The 14,949-nt window shown below is 68.3% G+C and carries 14 protein-coding genes; 5 read left to right on the top strand and 9 right to left on the bottom strand.

The window, feature by feature from the left end:
* Positions 1–13: 13 nt before the first annotated feature.
* Positions 14–988, bottom strand: a complete 975-nt coding sequence (gene argF / locus FGW37_RS25890; RefSeq protein WP_246430565.1) for an ornithine carbamoyltransferase — start codon at positions 986–988, stop codon at positions 14–16.
* Between the two features lie 423 nt (positions 989–1,411).
* Here argF and FGW37_RS25885 point away from each other — a divergent pair, with 423 nt between their 5' ends.
* The 4 genes from FGW37_RS25885 (at position 1,412) to FGW37_RS34005 (ending at position 5,311) form a co-directional block, all read left to right on the top strand.
* The gene (locus tag FGW37_RS25885) at positions 1,412–2,302 is read left to right on the top strand and encodes a dihydrodipicolinate synthase family protein (protein WP_179083241.1); all 891 of its coding nucleotides are present in this window, start codon (positions 1,412–1,414) and stop codon (positions 2,300–2,302) included.
* A 44-nt stretch (positions 2,303–2,346) separates the two neighbouring features.
* On the top strand, positions 2,347–3,510 hold the full coding sequence (locus tag FGW37_RS25880; protein ID WP_179083240.1) for a pyridoxal phosphate-dependent aminotransferase: 1,164 nt from the start codon (positions 2,347–2,349) through the stop codon (positions 3,508–3,510).
* Positions 3,511–3,704: 194 nt separating this feature from the next.
* Positions 3,705–4,904, top strand: a complete 1,200-nt coding sequence (locus FGW37_RS25875) for a carboxylate-amine ligase (protein WP_179084916.1) — start codon at positions 3,705–3,707, stop codon at positions 4,902–4,904.
* 113 nt (positions 4,905–5,017) lie between these two features.
* On the top strand, positions 5,018–5,311 hold the full coding sequence (locus FGW37_RS34005) for a hypothetical protein (RefSeq protein ID WP_179083239.1): 294 nt from the start codon (positions 5,018–5,020) through the stop codon (positions 5,309–5,311).
* 236 nt (positions 5,312–5,547) lie between these two features.
* Here FGW37_RS34005 and FGW37_RS25865 read toward each other — a convergent pair whose 3' ends face one another.
* Positions 5,548–5,757 carry a DUF6243 family protein gene (locus FGW37_RS25865; RefSeq protein ID WP_246430563.1) on the bottom strand — a complete coding sequence of 70 codons (210 nt, stop codon included), beginning with the start codon at positions 5,755–5,757 and terminating at the stop codon, positions 5,548–5,550.
* A 619-nt stretch (positions 5,758–6,376) separates the two neighbouring features.
* The gene (locus FGW37_RS25860) at positions 6,377–6,685 is read right to left on the bottom strand and encodes a tyrosine-type recombinase/integrase (RefSeq protein WP_246430562.1); all 309 of its coding nucleotides are present in this window, start codon (positions 6,683–6,685) and stop codon (positions 6,377–6,379) included.
* 225 nt (positions 6,686–6,910) lie between these two features.
* Between FGW37_RS25860 and FGW37_RS25855 the strand changes: the two genes are divergently transcribed.
* A complete protein-coding gene (locus tag FGW37_RS25855) occupies positions 6,911–7,366 on the top strand; it encodes a hypothetical protein (RefSeq protein ID WP_246430561.1) in 456 nt (151 codons plus the stop codon).
* 341 nt (positions 7,367–7,707) lie between these two features.
* Here the strand turns inward: FGW37_RS25855 and FGW37_RS25850 are convergent, their stop codons facing one another.
* The 6 genes from FGW37_RS25850 to FGW37_RS25825 all read right to left on the bottom strand — a co-directional run bounded on the left by FGW37_RS25850 (position 7,708) and on the right by FGW37_RS25825 (position 14,905).
* The gene (locus FGW37_RS25850) at positions 7,708–8,400 is read right to left on the bottom strand and encodes an O-methyltransferase (RefSeq protein WP_179083237.1); all 693 of its coding nucleotides are present in this window, start codon (positions 8,398–8,400) and stop codon (positions 7,708–7,710) included.
* Between the two features lie 11 nt (positions 8,401–8,411).
* Positions 8,412–9,443, bottom strand: a complete 1,032-nt coding sequence (locus FGW37_RS25845) for a hypothetical protein (RefSeq protein ID WP_179083236.1) — start codon at positions 9,441–9,443, stop codon at positions 8,412–8,414.
* A gap of 150 nt (positions 9,444–9,593) precedes the next feature.
* Positions 9,594–10,811, bottom strand: coding sequence for a cytochrome P450 (locus tag FGW37_RS25840; protein WP_179083235.1), 1,218 nt, complete (start codon positions 10,809–10,811; stop codon positions 9,594–9,596).
* Positions 10,804–12,201, bottom strand: coding sequence for a cytochrome P450 (locus FGW37_RS25835; protein WP_179083234.1), 1,398 nt, complete (start codon positions 12,199–12,201; stop codon positions 10,804–10,806). Before FGW37_RS25835 ends, FGW37_RS25840 begins: the two co-directional genes overlap by 8 nt.
* A complete protein-coding gene (locus FGW37_RS25830) occupies positions 12,201–13,481 on the bottom strand; it encodes an aminotransferase class V-fold PLP-dependent enzyme (protein ID WP_179083233.1) in 1,281 nt (426 codons plus the stop codon). The genes FGW37_RS25835 and FGW37_RS25830 overlap by 1 nt, the downstream gene beginning before the upstream one ends.
* Complete coding sequence (locus tag FGW37_RS25825) at positions 13,481–14,905, bottom strand: amidase family protein (RefSeq protein ID WP_179083232.1); 1,425 nt, start codon at positions 14,903–14,905, stop codon at positions 13,481–13,483. Before FGW37_RS25825 ends, FGW37_RS25830 begins: the two co-directional genes overlap by 1 nt.
* Between the last annotated feature and the right edge of the window lie 44 nt (positions 14,906–14,949).

Raw genomic sequence — 14,949 nt, 5'->3', positions numbered from 1 at the left:
AAAGGGCGGAAACTCAGACTGTCCGCTGCTGGCGTGCCGTGATCAGGGTGTGAAGGACGGCCTGGGCGGTGGGGAGCCGATTGGCGGCTTGGTGCCAGGCCAGGCAGTGGGGACCGTCGAGGACATCGGAGGTGATCTCCTGGTCGCGGACGGCCGGGAGGCAGTGCAGGGCGACCGCGTCCCTGGGCGCGTGGGCCAAAAGCTGCTCGTCGACCCGGTACCGGGCCAGGTCCGTCTTCCGCTCTCCGGCCTCGTGGTGCTTGTCCATGGACACCCACACCTCCGCGTAGACCGCCTGCGCGTTGCAAACGGCTTCCTCGGGTTCCGTCATGAGCGATACCGTTCCGCCCGACTGCGCCATCGTCTCCCGAGCCTCGTTCAGAACCTCTGTGTCCGTCTGGTACCCCGGCGGGCTGGCGATCGCCAGGTGCATGCCGGAAGCAGCGCAGGCAGAAAGGAAAGAATTGCAGGTGTTGCTCCGGCCGTCCCCGATGAACGCGGCGGTCAGGCCATCCAGGGGCCCGAAGTGCTCACGCAAAGCGAGGAGGTCCGCCAGGGACTGAAACGGATGGTGACTGTTGGACAGCGCATTGATGACCGGGACCGCGGAGGCTTGGGCCATCTCCTCCACCACCTCGTGCTCGAATGTGCGCATGGTGATGGCGTCGAGGTAGGAGGACAGGACACGGGCGGTGTCGGCGACAGTTTCCCCGTGACCGAGCTGCAGCTCGTCCCGGCTCACCACAACGGCGGGCATACCAAGTCGGCCGGCAGCCACGGCCAGCGAGACGCGGGTACGCGTGGACGGTTTCTCGAAGATGCAGCCGATGGCCGCCCCACGCAGGCTGTCGGCCCAGCCCAGCGGTTCTCGCTTCATGGCCTGCGCCAGGTCCAGCAACCCCGGCAGGATCCCCGGGTCCAGATCACTGACGCGCAGCAGATGGTCCGGGATCTTGCTCTCCAGAATCGGAGACTTGACAGCACTCATGGGTCTCGAAGGGGACATCGCGCGCCTCGTGTCGCATATTGATCAAAGGTTTCTGTCTGGAGGCTAGATTCCGGCTGTACGGCGCGCACTCTCATGGGTTCCGGGCGGGTGAACCGCCCCGGAGAAACTCTCGGGTCTGCCGGAACGGCCGTCGTACTGAGGAATCGAGCCCGCCGACCGCCCGCACCCGATTCACCTGACTGACTCACCACTCCGGGCTGCACAGCCAGACCTGTGCCAACGTCTCGCTGGAGGCAGCTACGCGGCACACGCACAGACGCTTCGGAGAAGCAAGGAAGGTCTGCCGGCCGGACGGTGGCGGCAACGTGCGCGGCTGCACCTGAGCATTGCCCCACAGTCCAGCCATAACCATCCCTATCAGGGCCGCGCCCGAAGCGTGCGGCCCGAAGAAGAGGACAGGCCATGGTCCTGACATCCGGCAGTGCCAATGCCCTGCTGTTCACGCCCTTCGACGCCTCGGGGGCCTTCGATGCGGGCTCGATGGCTTCCCTCATTGACTTCGCACTGGACGGCGGGGCGGACGGAGTGATTGCTCTCGGGACAGCAGGTGAGTTCTTCACCCTGTCGGTCGCCGAGCATGCCGAGGTCATGCGCTGCGTCGTCAGGCACACGGCCGGCCGCGTGCCGGTGACGGTGGGAGTGGGAGCGATCGGACCCGCGAGCGCAAGCGAACTCGCCCAGTTCGCCAGTTCCGCTGGTGCAGACTGCGCGATGGTGTTGCCGCCCTTGTATTTCGAGCGGTCTCCTGCCGCGCAGGTCCAGCACTTTATGGCAGTGGCGCGGTCGACCGACATCCCCATGATGCTGTATGACGGCGCGGGCGGGATTGCGATTCCTCCAGAGGTCATTGCAACAGTCGCGGAGCGGGCTCCTCATGTACGCTATGTGAAGGTTGCTTCAACTGATCCGCAGCGAATTAGAGATCTTGCCGACAAGGTGCCGGCAGTCCTGCCATTCGCCGGTGAGGACACCGCACTACTCGGCGCTCTCAGCGCCGGTGCCGCTGGGAGCACGCTTGCCACGAGCAGTATCCTGCCTGGCGCGGTCGCTGCACTGCACAAAGCCTACGCAAAGGGTGGAGCCGCGGCGGCTTCTTCGCTGTTCTTCTCGACCCTGGCGCCGGTCATCATGACCTTGTCCACTCCGCGATGGGAATTCATCGCCCGCTCCAAGGAAGTTCTGGCCGCGATGGGTGTTATCGCGACCGCACACGTGCGCCCACCTCTCTGTCGCATCACCAGGCGGGCACACGAGGACCTCATGACGGCGATGCGGGAACTGGGAGTTCTGTGATCCGGGAGACCGCCGGCGAGTCATCCCCTATCGGAAGGTATCCCATGCCAGCAGTCGCAGCACATGCCCGGGCAGTGGGGCGTACCGCCTTCTCTGTCATCAGGGATTGGGTCAGAGAGGTACCGGAACCAGTCATAGGCCTTCATCTGGGTGCTCCAGAAGTTCCCCCACCGGTGCAGGTGACATCCGCTGTAGAGCAGGCAATTTCCTTGGGTCGTACCGGCTACGCGCCGGATCGCGGGTTGCCGCAACTCGTTGAAGCGATCGCCACCAAGCTTGCCGGGAAAAATTGCATCAACGCGGACCCGGAGCAGATCGTAGTAACGGCCGGCGCGACGCAAGGCCTTCACCTGGCTTTGACTGCCGTCCTCAACAGGGGACAGGAAGTACTCGTCCCCGATCCGGGCTGGCCCGTCTACTCCGAGACTGTACGCATGCTGGGCGGGCGGCCGGTCCCATATCCGATGTTCCCGAGGGACCCGTTCCCTTCAGTGATATCCAGCATGATTGCACGAATAGGACCTGCCACACGGGCCATCGTCATCAACTCCCCGTCCAACCCGACGGGGACGGTGCTGACGGAAAGTTCCCTGGAGCTTGTCGTCGATATCGCTAGACGACACGACTTGTGGATCGTTTCCGATGAGTGCTACGAATCCTTCACCTTCGAAAGCGGGCATGTCAGTCCGGGAGCCTTGGCCGCGGGCAACGTCATCAGCTGCTTCAGCTTCTCCAAGACCTTCGCGATGCCCGGGATGCGCGTGGGTTACCTCGTCGCACCCAGAAGCCTGGCTGATGTGTGCGTTCGACTACAGGCAGCTTCCGTTTGCTGCGTCAGCACCCCGGCACAGTATGGAGCCCTTGCCGGCCTGGAGGGATCCTCGCGGGCCGTATCCGACATGAAATGTGACTACCTGCGACGACGAAACGCCGCCACAAGGTTCCTGCGGGACGCAGAAATTTCCCATGTAGTACCTCAGGGTGCCTTTTATGTATTCGCCAGGGTCATGACGCCCGGCCGTCGCCGAAGAAGCGAAGGTGATTGGGAATGGGCTGCCCGCCTCCTCAACTCCCATCGCGTAGCCGTCATGCCCGGCTCAGGGTTCGGCTCCTTGGGGGATGGATACGTACGTATCGCACTCACTGCTGATGACGAGAAACTCACGGAGGGACTTCGCCGCGTCGCCATGGCTTACCACACCGCATGACCTTGAGGCGCTGCCTGAGGAGGACGACCCACTACCCACCGTCCAGGGGATTGAGGCGCTCGGCATGCTGGTGGCTTACGGGGCGGTGCGTACCATCTGCTCCTCCGCCCATGCCAAGGGAGACGAGACGTGAGCCAATTGCCCGAGGTGCGTCTGAAGGACGGAGGCACGGCGATCAAGGGATCGTGTCGTTCATGCTGAGCGCGCATCACCCGACGGTGGGTGTGGAGGAGGAGTACTTCCTCGTGGAGCCGGTTACCCGGACCCTGCGGCCTGCAGTGTGCGCCGTGCGAGCGGACGTCTCGCCCACGTTGGGAGACCGCGTCGCCGCCGAGATAATGCTCTGTCAGATCGAGGCGAGAACGGACCCCGTCACCGCTCTCGACGACCTGCACGAGCAGATCCGCTGCATGCGGATCGAACTGGCCTCGGCTGCAGCGCGCCGAGGGCTACGGCTCATGTCGGCAGGCACCTCCGTACTCGGCGCGGACGCTGCCCTGTCTCCCAACCCGGAAAGTCATTACGCCCGCAGTTTCGCCACATTCCGGGCTTTGGACAATGAAATGATCACGTGTGCGTGTCACGTCCACATCGGTGTGACCGGTCTGGCTCAGGCGCTACAGATCAGCAACCGGCTCCGTCCGTGGCTGCCCGCCCTCATCGCCCTGACCGCCAACTCTCCCTACTGGGAAGGCCGCGACACAGGATACGCCTCGTGGCGGACCATGGCCTGGGCACGGTGGCCCACTGCGGGCCCTCCGCCTCTCTTCGCTTCTGTCGGGCACTACGAACAGCTGGTCGGCAGCCTCATGGAAGCGGGTACGGTCCTGGACCGCTCCAGCGTCTTCTGGGACGTACGGCCATCATCACATGTGCCGACCGTCGAGATCCGGGTCGCCGACGCCGCCTCCACTGCCGAAGACACCCTGGTGCTCGCCGCCGTCGTCCGGGCTCTGGCGGTGACTGCACTGGCCGCCGAGGAAGCCGGCGAGCCGGTGGCGGGACCGGCTCCGGAACTGCTGCGGGCGGCGTACTGGCGCGCGGCGCGAGATGGCCTGTCAGGTAGTGCGCTCGACCTCTCCTCCGGTCGGCTTGTCCCAGCTGCTGACATCATCGAATGCATGCTCGCCGAAATCGAGCCGGCACTGACAAGTCTGGGAGATCTGGACCTCGTGCGGACCGGATGGGCGCGGCTGCGGGCTCGCAGCGGGGGTGCCGGACAGCAGCGCGCCGCCTACCGCGAACGGGGCTCCCTACTAGACGTGATCGATCAGCTCATCCGCTTTACCAGTCCTACGCGCCCCAGGGCACGGAGCGCTCCTCATCACCTCAGTGCCTCGTCGGGCTGCGAGGCCCTGCAGGAATCGCCGGGCTCTACGTCACTCTCCGAGTAGACGTGTCGCCTACATCTACTGGAGATCCACCACCCCCACACTCCGGCCGAGAAATGGCTGGTAGGCGAGACGGGGGCCGGTGGGGGCTCATCCCGACAGGGAGGGTCACTCCGATGCGGTCGCCGTACTGGGAGATCACCTCGGCGCGTCATCGCCGGTCCTCCAGGGCGGCGGTGCCGGGGTTCAGCTGGTGGATGCCCGTGGCGAGGGCGCGGGCGAGGGAGGCGTCCAACTGCTCCCCCGGTCTGCTGCTGGCCGGGCCGGGCCAGGGCTTCCAGCTCCCGGTGCTGCTGCCGATCGCGCTCTCCGACGTACCGGCGGACCGGGCGAGGGTGGGCAGCGCGGTGATGGTGACCGCGCAGCAGTCCTCGCCGGCCGGGGGGCGACGCCCGGCACGCTCTTCCTGACGGTGTCGCCCGGGCCGGCACGGGGAACGCGCTGGTGGTGACGCTGCTGGTGCAGCTCGGGGTGGTGGCGGTGACGGGCTGCTGAATCTGCGGCTGCCCCGGGTGGTCGGCTGAGACGCGGGTGCTCGGCCGAGAGGTGAGCGGGACCGGCCGCGCCCGGTACGGCAGCAGGGCCCGGACCGTGCGTCGCGGTCCGGGCCCTGCCCCATGCGGTGCCGCCCTGCGGCGGCGGTGCGTCAGCTCTGTGCGGTGTCGTCGCCCGTCTGCCCGGCGCCCTCGGCTACGCCTGCCTTCTCGCGCATCTTGCGCACCAGCTCCGCCTTCTGGTCGGCGGCACCCCGGCGGTCGAGGTTGCGGTGCGGACCGTTGTTCTGCCGTTCGGCGCGGGACAGCTTCTTGCGCTGGCCGCCGCCCATGCCCACGGGGTTGTTGATGTTCTTGCTCACGGGTTCTCCCGGAATGAGGTGAAGTGATCTACGGATTCATCGGTGGGGGACGGGCGCGGCGACGTCGAAGGACGTCAGCAGGGGCCCATCACGCTCTCACTCGTAAATCGGCGTTTGGAAGAACATGGCCAAGACGTTACCCGGTTCCGTCGGCCCCGCGCACCAAGTTTTTCGCCGTCCCGGCGTCGGCCGAGCCCTCGGCGAGCGCCCGTGGTCAGCAGTTTCCTTCCAGTCAGCTAACGGACCATGCCCCCTCACATCACGGAGCCCCGCCAGATGGAAGCGAGCCAGCGGGGGTTCTACAGCACCATTCCTGTCACGCCCCTATCACAAAACCCACGGACACCCTCACGCCACAGGGCTCTGACCTGGACCTACGTGCTCGCCCTGGACCACCTGGACGCCCAGAGACGGCTTCTACGGCATATGCCATGTGGTACCCAGTGCCGGCCCCAGGACCAGGACTGGGGCGTCTTCGGGCCCGTCAGAGCGGTATTGCAGGGTGTTCGCCGGTGTCTCACTCACCCGCCAGACCCTCTCATCTGTCACGAGAAGTCACATCGCCGGGGTCTGCCGGCCATGCGGCTCGGCAAGTCGCACGCCTGGTGGAGCGCGCGGCTCACGCTTGCCCCTCCACAGCAACCCCGTGCAGGCCATCCCATGTGGTGGCCGCTCCGCGGAGGTCCTCTACGTCCGGCTTGACGTACCACCTCTTGGTCGTCTTTACGTTCGTATGCCCGGCCCACCGCGCGAGGATGTGGTCCGGCACGCCGTTGTTGGCCAGGTAGGTGAAACACGACGAGCGTGCGTCGTAGAGCCTGACTCGACGGAGGCCGAGAAGCTCCATGAGCCGGTACACGCGCCGCCGAAGTTGCTTGATCGTGAAAGCATCTCCCGCCTCATGCACCAGCCCGTAGCCGGACGCCACGTATGTCTCCCCCAGAGCGAGCCTCTCCTCGGCTTGGAGGGCGGCGGCACCCCTGGCTGGCCAGGGCCCCCGGGACGGCCGGCACCACGGGCCGCTCGTGCCGCCGAGGCCCGCACCGGCCGACGTCACGGCCGCAGGTGAGTTATGGCATTCGTGAGTTGCAGCAGGTCAAAGACATGGGGCACGCTCTGTGCGGCCCACGAGGACGACACGTGAGGGAGACGCATGTTCAGCCGCAAACGCGCCATACGGGAGCTACGCAAAGACCAGCAGGCGGCGACGGAGTTGCTGCAGGCGCTCCCGGAGATGCCACTGCCCCAGGACCCCGCGACGACCGCAGGGTCGGCGACCGGAGGCCCGGCCGCCAGCGAACCGGCCGCGCAGGTGGACGACTTCCTGCCGCCGGACCTGCGCGTGCCCTCCCGGGACGAGCTCGCCGGGATGATGATGCGCTACGACAAGCCGCTCGTCATCGACGGCGAGGTCCGCTCCTGCCCGCAGTGCGGCGCGTACCGGGACTGGGTGCTGCTGAGCGTCCGCGACGAGGTGTGGCTGCGCTGCCGCGCCGGCCACGAGACGCTCGAACCCCGGCTCGACCCGGCTTGGTACAACCGCAATTCAGGCCCGATGGACCGGTGGCACCCCACCCTCGAAGACGGCCTCAAGCACCTCGGCCACTGACCCCCACCCCCCTCATTCGCCGCCGCGATCGTCCTCGGCCGCCGGTACGCGCTCGACCGCACGGACCTGTGGGCCCGGATCACCGTGCTCACCCGCGGCCGCCTGCTCGCCCTGGCCCCGAACGGCTGAGCCACGGGCGCCGTCCCGCGCCCTCACCTGCCCGCCGACCGTGATCGACACGCTCCCGCCCTCAACGGGCCGACTGCGCGGACTCTCTCGCGCGCTGGTCCGGCACCTTGCCGACGAGGACGACACATCACCGACGAACGTGTCCGATTCACCGGACTCCTCATCGGCACGGTGAACGCCCGCCTCATCGGTATCCTGAGCGCCGGGCAACACTACGGCTGGCCTCGGTCCCGGCTGTCCCGCTTGCGGGCGAGGGTTAGCCCGTCAGCGACGGGCAGCATGACGGCCTCCACCCGGTCATCGGCCTGTACGTGCTGGTTGAAGGCCCGGATAGAGGCCGCGTTCCCGGTGGCCTGCGGATGGGCTGCTTCGCCCGCGTACAGAACGTTGTCGGCGAGCAGGAGCCCGCCGGGGCGCACGCGCGGGACGAGCTGCTCCCAGTAGTCGATGTAGGAGGGCTTGTCGGCGTCGATGAAGACCAGGTCGAGCACGGGCTCGTCGGGCAGTGCGCGCAAGGTGTCGCCGGCGTCGCCCAGGCGCAGGTCCACGCGGTCCGCGACGCCGGCCGCCGTCCAGGCTTCCTTGGCGATGTCGGTCCATTCCGAGGACAGGTCACAGGTGATCACGCTGCCGTCCGGCGGGGTGCCCAGTGCGAGGGCGAGAGTGGAGTATCCGGTGAAGGTGCCCACTTCGAGGATGCGCCGGGCTCCGCTCAGGCGGGTGAGCAAGGTGAGCAGGACTGCTTGCTCGTGTGGGATCTGCATTTCGGCGGGGGCGCCGAGGGCGCGGGTGCGTTCGATCAGGTCGAGTTGGATCGCGGTCGGGGGCTCGGCCTGGTCCTGCATGTAGCGGTGGAGGAGGGGTGTGAGGAGGACGGTCTTGGGGGCGTCCGCGAGGGAGGTCATCGGTACTCCGTTCACAGGGTTTGCGGGGATGGGGAGGGCCGGATGGGATGGCCGGTGTTTTCGGAGGCCGTGTCGGCCAGGTGGAGGAGAAGTTCGGTTGCTTCGTCGTGCAGCCTGCGGATGGCCGGGGGCTGCGGCGCGGCGTTCGCGTTCTCGTGGTTCAGGCCGTGGGCAGCGATGTCGCATCTGATCTGTGCGATCCGAAGAACGATCTGGGCGGCGAATCCGTCGTGGCAGAGGGGCCGGCGGCGCACTCGGAAGTAGTCGTCGGACAGGTTGCGTTCGGCTTCGGTGGGCTTCTGGGCCGGGTCGCGACCGGTCTGCTGGAGGAGAGAGACCCCATCGGGCACCAGCAGTTCGGCGACGGTCATGTGCACGTGGTGGTTGAGCCGGGCCGCTCGGGTGAGGGGGGAGACGGAAGGGGCCGGGAAGGCTCGGCGTACCTGCCGCTGGAGTTCGAGCAGCGGTGCGTGGTCGCGGGTCCACTGCCCGCTGAAGGCAGGGTCACGGACGGCCATGTCGGCCCGCACCGTGGCCGCGTAGCGCCGGGCCGAGCAGCTTCCCGCGTAGAGGAGCAGTATCGAATACGTGTCGTACAGACGAGCGGCCTCGTGGACCAGCCGGGGCCGGGGTGTGGGGCCGTCGAGGAGAGCCTGTAGTTTGTCGGCCAGCAGCCGCCAGACGCCGAAGGCGACCTGGTGTCCCACGATCCACCGGTGGCGGGTGCGCCGGTCCGGGTCTGCCGGAGCCTGTAGCCGGTCCGGGGGTTGTGGGTGCGTGGCCTGATCCAGCAGCCGCCGATGCTCTTGGAGCGACCGGGCGCAGTCGGTTGGGCCGTACGGGGTGGAGGGGCAGGGGACGAGACCCGTCCCGGGCATGGGCAGCACGAGCTCGTCGGCCCGTCCGAACGCGGTCGGGTCCGCGTTCCGGGGAGGGCAGATCACCTGTCGTCCCAGGTCCGGATGCCCGTACGCCGGTCTGACGGCCGGGGCGTCGGGGCTGTCCTCGAGTTCGCCGCGGAGGGTCGGCGGAGCTGTCGGCATGGGTGAGGTCCTCCTGGCGGGGTGGTTTCGGGTGGCCGGAGAGGGTGCTGGTGTCGGCGCGCTGCCGGTCTGCCGGCTTGCTCGGTTCTCGGTCGGTCGGCGTCCCGAGGACGGCGAATGCCCCCGTAGGTGGCTCCGCCGGCCGGGGCGTTACTCGCGGGCGACGGGCAGGGTGTGCAGGGAGGGGGCGACCCAGCCGTGGCGCCACTGGGGTGTGCCCGCGGGGGTGAGAGGTGGGTGCCGGCAGAGGGCGGTGAGGGTGGCAGCGAGGATGGTCCGGGCGAGGTGGCTGCCGGGGCAGTAGTGGATGCCGTGTCCGAAGGCGAGAAGCGGGCCGGTGGGCCTGGTGATGTCGAGTCGATCGGGGTCCGGATGGACCAACGGGTCGTGGTCGGCGGCGTATGAGGAGACGACGACCGTGTCGTCGGCGGGGATGCGTGTTCCCACGATGGTGGTGTCGCCGGTGGCGACGCGAGGGGCCAGGTCACTGGGGTACTTCTCGTGACGCAGGAGTTCCTGCACGGCCTGGGCGACCAGCGACGGGTCGCTTCGCAGTAGTCGGTATTGGTCGGGGTGGCTCAGCAGGGCGTGGATGCCGGTGGCGATCCTGCGGGCGGCTTCGTGCCAACCGACGATCACGAGGTCGCGGACGAGGCCGGCCAGGTGGGTGTCGGGCAGGTCACCGTCGTCGGAGATGGTGATGAGTCGGTCCAGAAGAGTGTTCTGGGGTTCCTTGCGACGCTGGTCGATGAGTTCGATCACTTGGGACGTGATGCGTGCCAAGGCGGCGGCGATCTCGTGGGTGCTCGCCCGCTCGGTGGCGGAGATGTCGGCGTCGGCCGCGATCCGCGGAAGGAGGCGTGGGTCGAGGCCGAGCAGCTTGCTGACGGCTGCCATGGGCAGGGGCCGGGCGAGCCCGGCGACGACATCGGCGTGGGGCGGGGCGGAGAAGAGGTCTCCGACCATGCGATGTGCGGTCCGCTCCAGCCACGGTGACATCGTCCGTGCTTGGCGTGCGGTGAACGCCGGGGCGAGTGCGCGGCGCAGGGCCAAGTGCGTTTCGGAGTCGCGGGCCTGTCCTCCTCGACGGGCGAGTTGAGCCGGGGTGGCGGCGACGGATCGCTTGGCGGCAGCGGCCCGGGACAGGGCGGGATCCGCCATTGCCTGGAGGGCCTCGGCGTGGCCGCATACCAGCCACATGCGTTCGCCGGTCGGCACCACGACCGGTGCCACCCGTTGCCCGGCCAGGCGCCGGGCGGTCTCTGCCGGATCCAACCAGGGGTAGAGGTCCGCCACGGCCGGACAGCCGTCGTGCGCGGCCGATGCCGCCTGGTCGGTGAGTTCGGTGGCCTGGAGGGTGTCAGGCATGTTGGGTGCCTGTCTTTCGCTTCGGCTGGGGGTGGCGGGTGTCGCTGGCGGGGTTCTCGTGGTGGCGTTGGCAGAGTTTTTGGCTGCGTGCGTCGGCGACGATGACGCAGCCAAGGACGAATTGGGTGAGGCTTCGGATGACGTTCTCCCAGTCGTCGCGAATCCGCATGAGCCTGAGGGCGGCTGTCGGGCGTGGCAAGGCGGGCGTGCGGGGCATGAGGACGCACGGGGCGCGATTAGGCATGGACCGGGTGTGGCCGGCGCTGGAGTACAGCACGAAACGCGGCAGGACCTCGGCGGTTACCGCACGCATGAACACGGTGGACAATCCGCGGGCGGGGCAGGGCCGGTTCCCGGCGACGCCGAAGGGGATGAAGGTGGCATCCTTCGGCGACAGGGTGAGCCACCGGTCCGGGTCGAAACGATCGGGATCCTCGAATCCGGATCGCTGGTAGGCCTCGTAGTCGAAGACGAGCACGGACCCTGTGGGCAGGGTTTCACCGCCGATGTCGATGGGGCCGGTGGTAATGCGCTGGGAGATGCCGAACAGGGGATACATGCGCAGCGACTCGTTGATGGCGCGATCGTAGAAGGCGACGTCCGCAGGCTCGTCCGCCATCCGCTGCTGAATCTCCAGATGGTGCGCGAGGGCCAGGAGGAGGTGGCTCAGCCCCTCGGCGAGTTGCGCGACTCCGGTCCCGAAGACGTTGCCGTGCAGATACAGCGCGCGGTGTTCGTCGTCGAGGGACGTTGGGAGGGCGCAGGAGATCGCGCCCGCCCGGATCCGTTCCAACAGGTAGGCGGTCAGTGCGGCCCGCCGGTCCAGGTGACGCAGCCTGGTGAACTTGGTCGCGCCCAGGGCGTCGTCGGCATTGGCAGTGATCAATTTCCGGGCCCCGGGTGGGCAGGGGGTTCGGAAGACGAGCTCGTGGAAGAACTCGGCCGTCATCTCCATCGCCATGTCCCGCAGGCGTACGCTTCGGAGGCTCGCTGGGTCCGTCCCGTCCAGTACCCGGCGGGCACACCGCCGGGCCAGGTCTTCGACGTCCAACCCGGAGCCCGCGAGGATTCCCCGGGTGCAGCCTGCGAGCTCGCTGTGGAACGGACCTGACGACATGTGTTCCTGGTGGACATGGCCGACCGGATGGATCAGGTACCAGATCAGGTCGGAGAGTTTCGAACCCGGTCCCCGCCCGTGGGCGTGGGGATGGGCGTACACCTCCCGCAGCCGGTCGGCACCGATGCGCGGTCCGGGGATGGTGACGTCTTCCTCGCTACCTGCGGCGGCGAGGACGCGGTTGCGTGCGGTGATGACCAGGCGCGGCAGCCAGCTCGGCAGGCTCGCAGCGACAACCGTACCCGCGGCGATGAGGAGGATGCCCTTCACCATCAGAGGTCCGCGAGAGTGTTGATCGCGGCGTCGATGTGCTCGGGGCCGTTCATGAGGCCCGCGCACAGTCGTGCGGCCGGGTCGTGCATCTCGGGGGTGATGGTTCCGTACACCTTGTGCTCCGCCAAGAGGCGCAGCACCTCACGGGCAGGCAGGTCGTGGTGGCGGAAGCACACCAGCTGGGACGCCGCGGACTCTTCCAAGGGGCTCACCAATTCGAGGTGGGGCAGGGACCGCAGCTGCAGTCGCAGCGAGGTGTTCAGCTCGGCAATCCTCGCCGCGACACGGTTCCGCCCGAGGGATTGGTGGAAGGCCACGGCATCGGCCACGGCGAATCGGTTCTCGAACGCCTGGAACCCCCCTGGCGACATCCATTTGGCCCTGGTCGGTGGCAGTTCGGCGCCGGCCTTGAAGGCCTGCCAGTAATCGCGGTCCAGGATGAGGGACGGGAAGACGGGGCCCAGTTGGGCCCATGCGTCCTCGGCACCCCATACGAAGCCGGTGCCGCGCGGGCCGAGCATCCACTTGTGTGTCCCCGACGCGAAGAAGTCGACGCCGGTGCGTGCGACATCGACGTCCTCGACCCCGAGCCCGTGCACGCCGTCGATGATCAGCAGGCACCGGTCCTCCTCCGCCCGGCCCTCATTGGCGACGGCGACGGCCTCCGCGAGGAGGGGGAGGGAGGCCTTCACCCCGGTGCATGAGTGCACCCACGGGACACCGACCACTCGTGTGCGCGGCCCGATGGTCGCCGCCACACGTTCGGCGATCTCGTGCGAGGTGGCGTGTGCGGGATCGTCGTAGAGCCGGATGGACCGCAGAGAGGCACCGTGCCGCTGAGTGGCGAATCGCGCGGCCTCTTCATGGACCAAGTGGTCGTGCACGCTGAGCACGATCTCCTGGTCCGGGCGCAGCCTCAGACCGCTGTACACGACACCGAGTCCGGCAGAGGTGTTGGCGGTCAGCGCGATGTCCTCCGGCCTGCCGCCGATGTACTCGGCGAGGGCTCGTACGACATCGCCCTGCAGTCCGTTGTGGATGCCGTACAGGTCTTTCTCGGCCCACAGCACGTTGCGCTCGAAGGCGAGGCGGTAGCGTTCCACCGCTTCCCTGACCGGCAACGGGAGCGGGGCGAGAAAGCAGCACGTCATGTGTGCCTCGGCCGGGTCGAGGGCGAATTGCGCACGCACTTCGTCCCAATCGGGGCCGGCCTCCGGGACGCTCTGCGGGCCGGCGTCGACAGGCGACGTCATGGTCGTCGTGCCACCAACGGACATCATCACAGGTCCTCTCCTTCGTCATTGGTGCGCGGGCGCCGCCCGGCGTCCCGCCATGTCTGCTCGCAGGCTCGCGCGACCGCCAGGAGAGCGCTGTCCGTGCCGGGCGGGAACTGCAGGTCGATGCCGAAGGGCAGCCCTTCGTCGTCCCGTCCCGCAGGAAGGCTGATGGCGGGCCAGCCCAGGATGCTGGAGGCGTGGGTGTTGCGGGCCAGCGTCTGGAACGTGGCCCAGTACCGGTCGGTCGACTCGTTGAAAACTGCGGGCCGGGGGGCGGGGATCGGGGTGGTGGGCACGACGATGCCGTCGAGACGGTGGTCCTCCAGGTATCCGCGCAGCAGCCGGTCGAGGTGTGCCCCCTGGTCGAGGGCTGCCGCGTAGGCGTCCTCGGTGCCCCCGCCGGCCAGGCCGCGCACCAGCTCAGCGACGTCGGAGCCGGCCACGCGCGCGGCGACATCGTGGAACCGCAGCGAGGTGGCGTGTGTCGCGAGGTAGCGATCGACACCGCGGGAGGTCTCGTACAGCAGGATCGGCAACCCGCACTTACCCGACACCTCCCACGTCCCATCGGGCAGGTCGCTCTCGACGATCCGGGCGCCTGCCTCTTCCAACACGGCAAGCCGGGCCTCGAACGCGGCTCGGAGCGCACTCGTCATGCCCTGACGAAACGTCGGTCGGGGGGAGGCCAGTCGCACCCCCCGCAGCCCCGGGCCTCGGCCTGCCGCCGGTGTGCCGGGTGAGCAACGGATGACGGCGTCCAGGACTCGGACGTCATCGACGCTGCGCGCCAGCACACCGACGGTGTCCCGCGTCCAGGACACCGTCACGACGCCCTCCGTCCGGTAGGCGCCCACGGTGGGCCGGAACCCGACCAATCCGCACAGCGCGGCCGGCAACCGCACCGAGCAGCCCGTCTCGGTACCCAGGGCCGCCGTCACCACCCCTGCGGCCACCGCGGCAGCCGAACCCCCGCTGCTGCCACCGGCGATCCGATCCGGCCGCACGGGATTGCCTACCAGCCCGAAGGTCGCGTTGTCGCTGGTCACTCCCAGGGCCAGCTCGTGCATGTTGGTCTTGCCCAGTACCACCGCCCCCGCCTCACGCAACACCCGTACCGCCGGGGCGTCGAGTGGAGGCCGGTGCGTACGGAGAGCCGGTGTTCCCGCTGTGGTGGCGAACCCGGCGGTATCGATGTTGTCCTTCACCGCCAGCACCACGCCCCGCAGCGGCAGCTCCGGCCTCTCACCGCAGTGGTCGAGCCGCTCGGCGGCGTCGAACGCCGCTTCCGTGTCCACCTGCGTGAAGGCGCGCAGGCGGCGGTGTCGGAGCTCGGCCTCCGCAGACCGGCGGACCTGCCCCACCACCGTGGAGCTGCCCCGCGCCACCGCCTCGATCACCTCCGCGACCGTGCGCGTATCCGCGTTCACGAGGCGCCTCCCCGGAGTTGTGGACCCGATGGCTCGGGACGCAC

Origin of the sequence: Streptomyces rectiverticillatus (assembly GCF_013394065.1) — a bacterium.
In the GTDB taxonomy this organism is placed as follows: Bacteria; Actinomycetota; Actinomycetes; order Streptomycetales; family Streptomycetaceae; genus Streptomyces; species Streptomyces rectiverticillatus.
The sequence above is the reverse complement of the archived record's forward strand: the minus strand, read 5'-3'. Positions and strand labels throughout refer to the sequence as shown.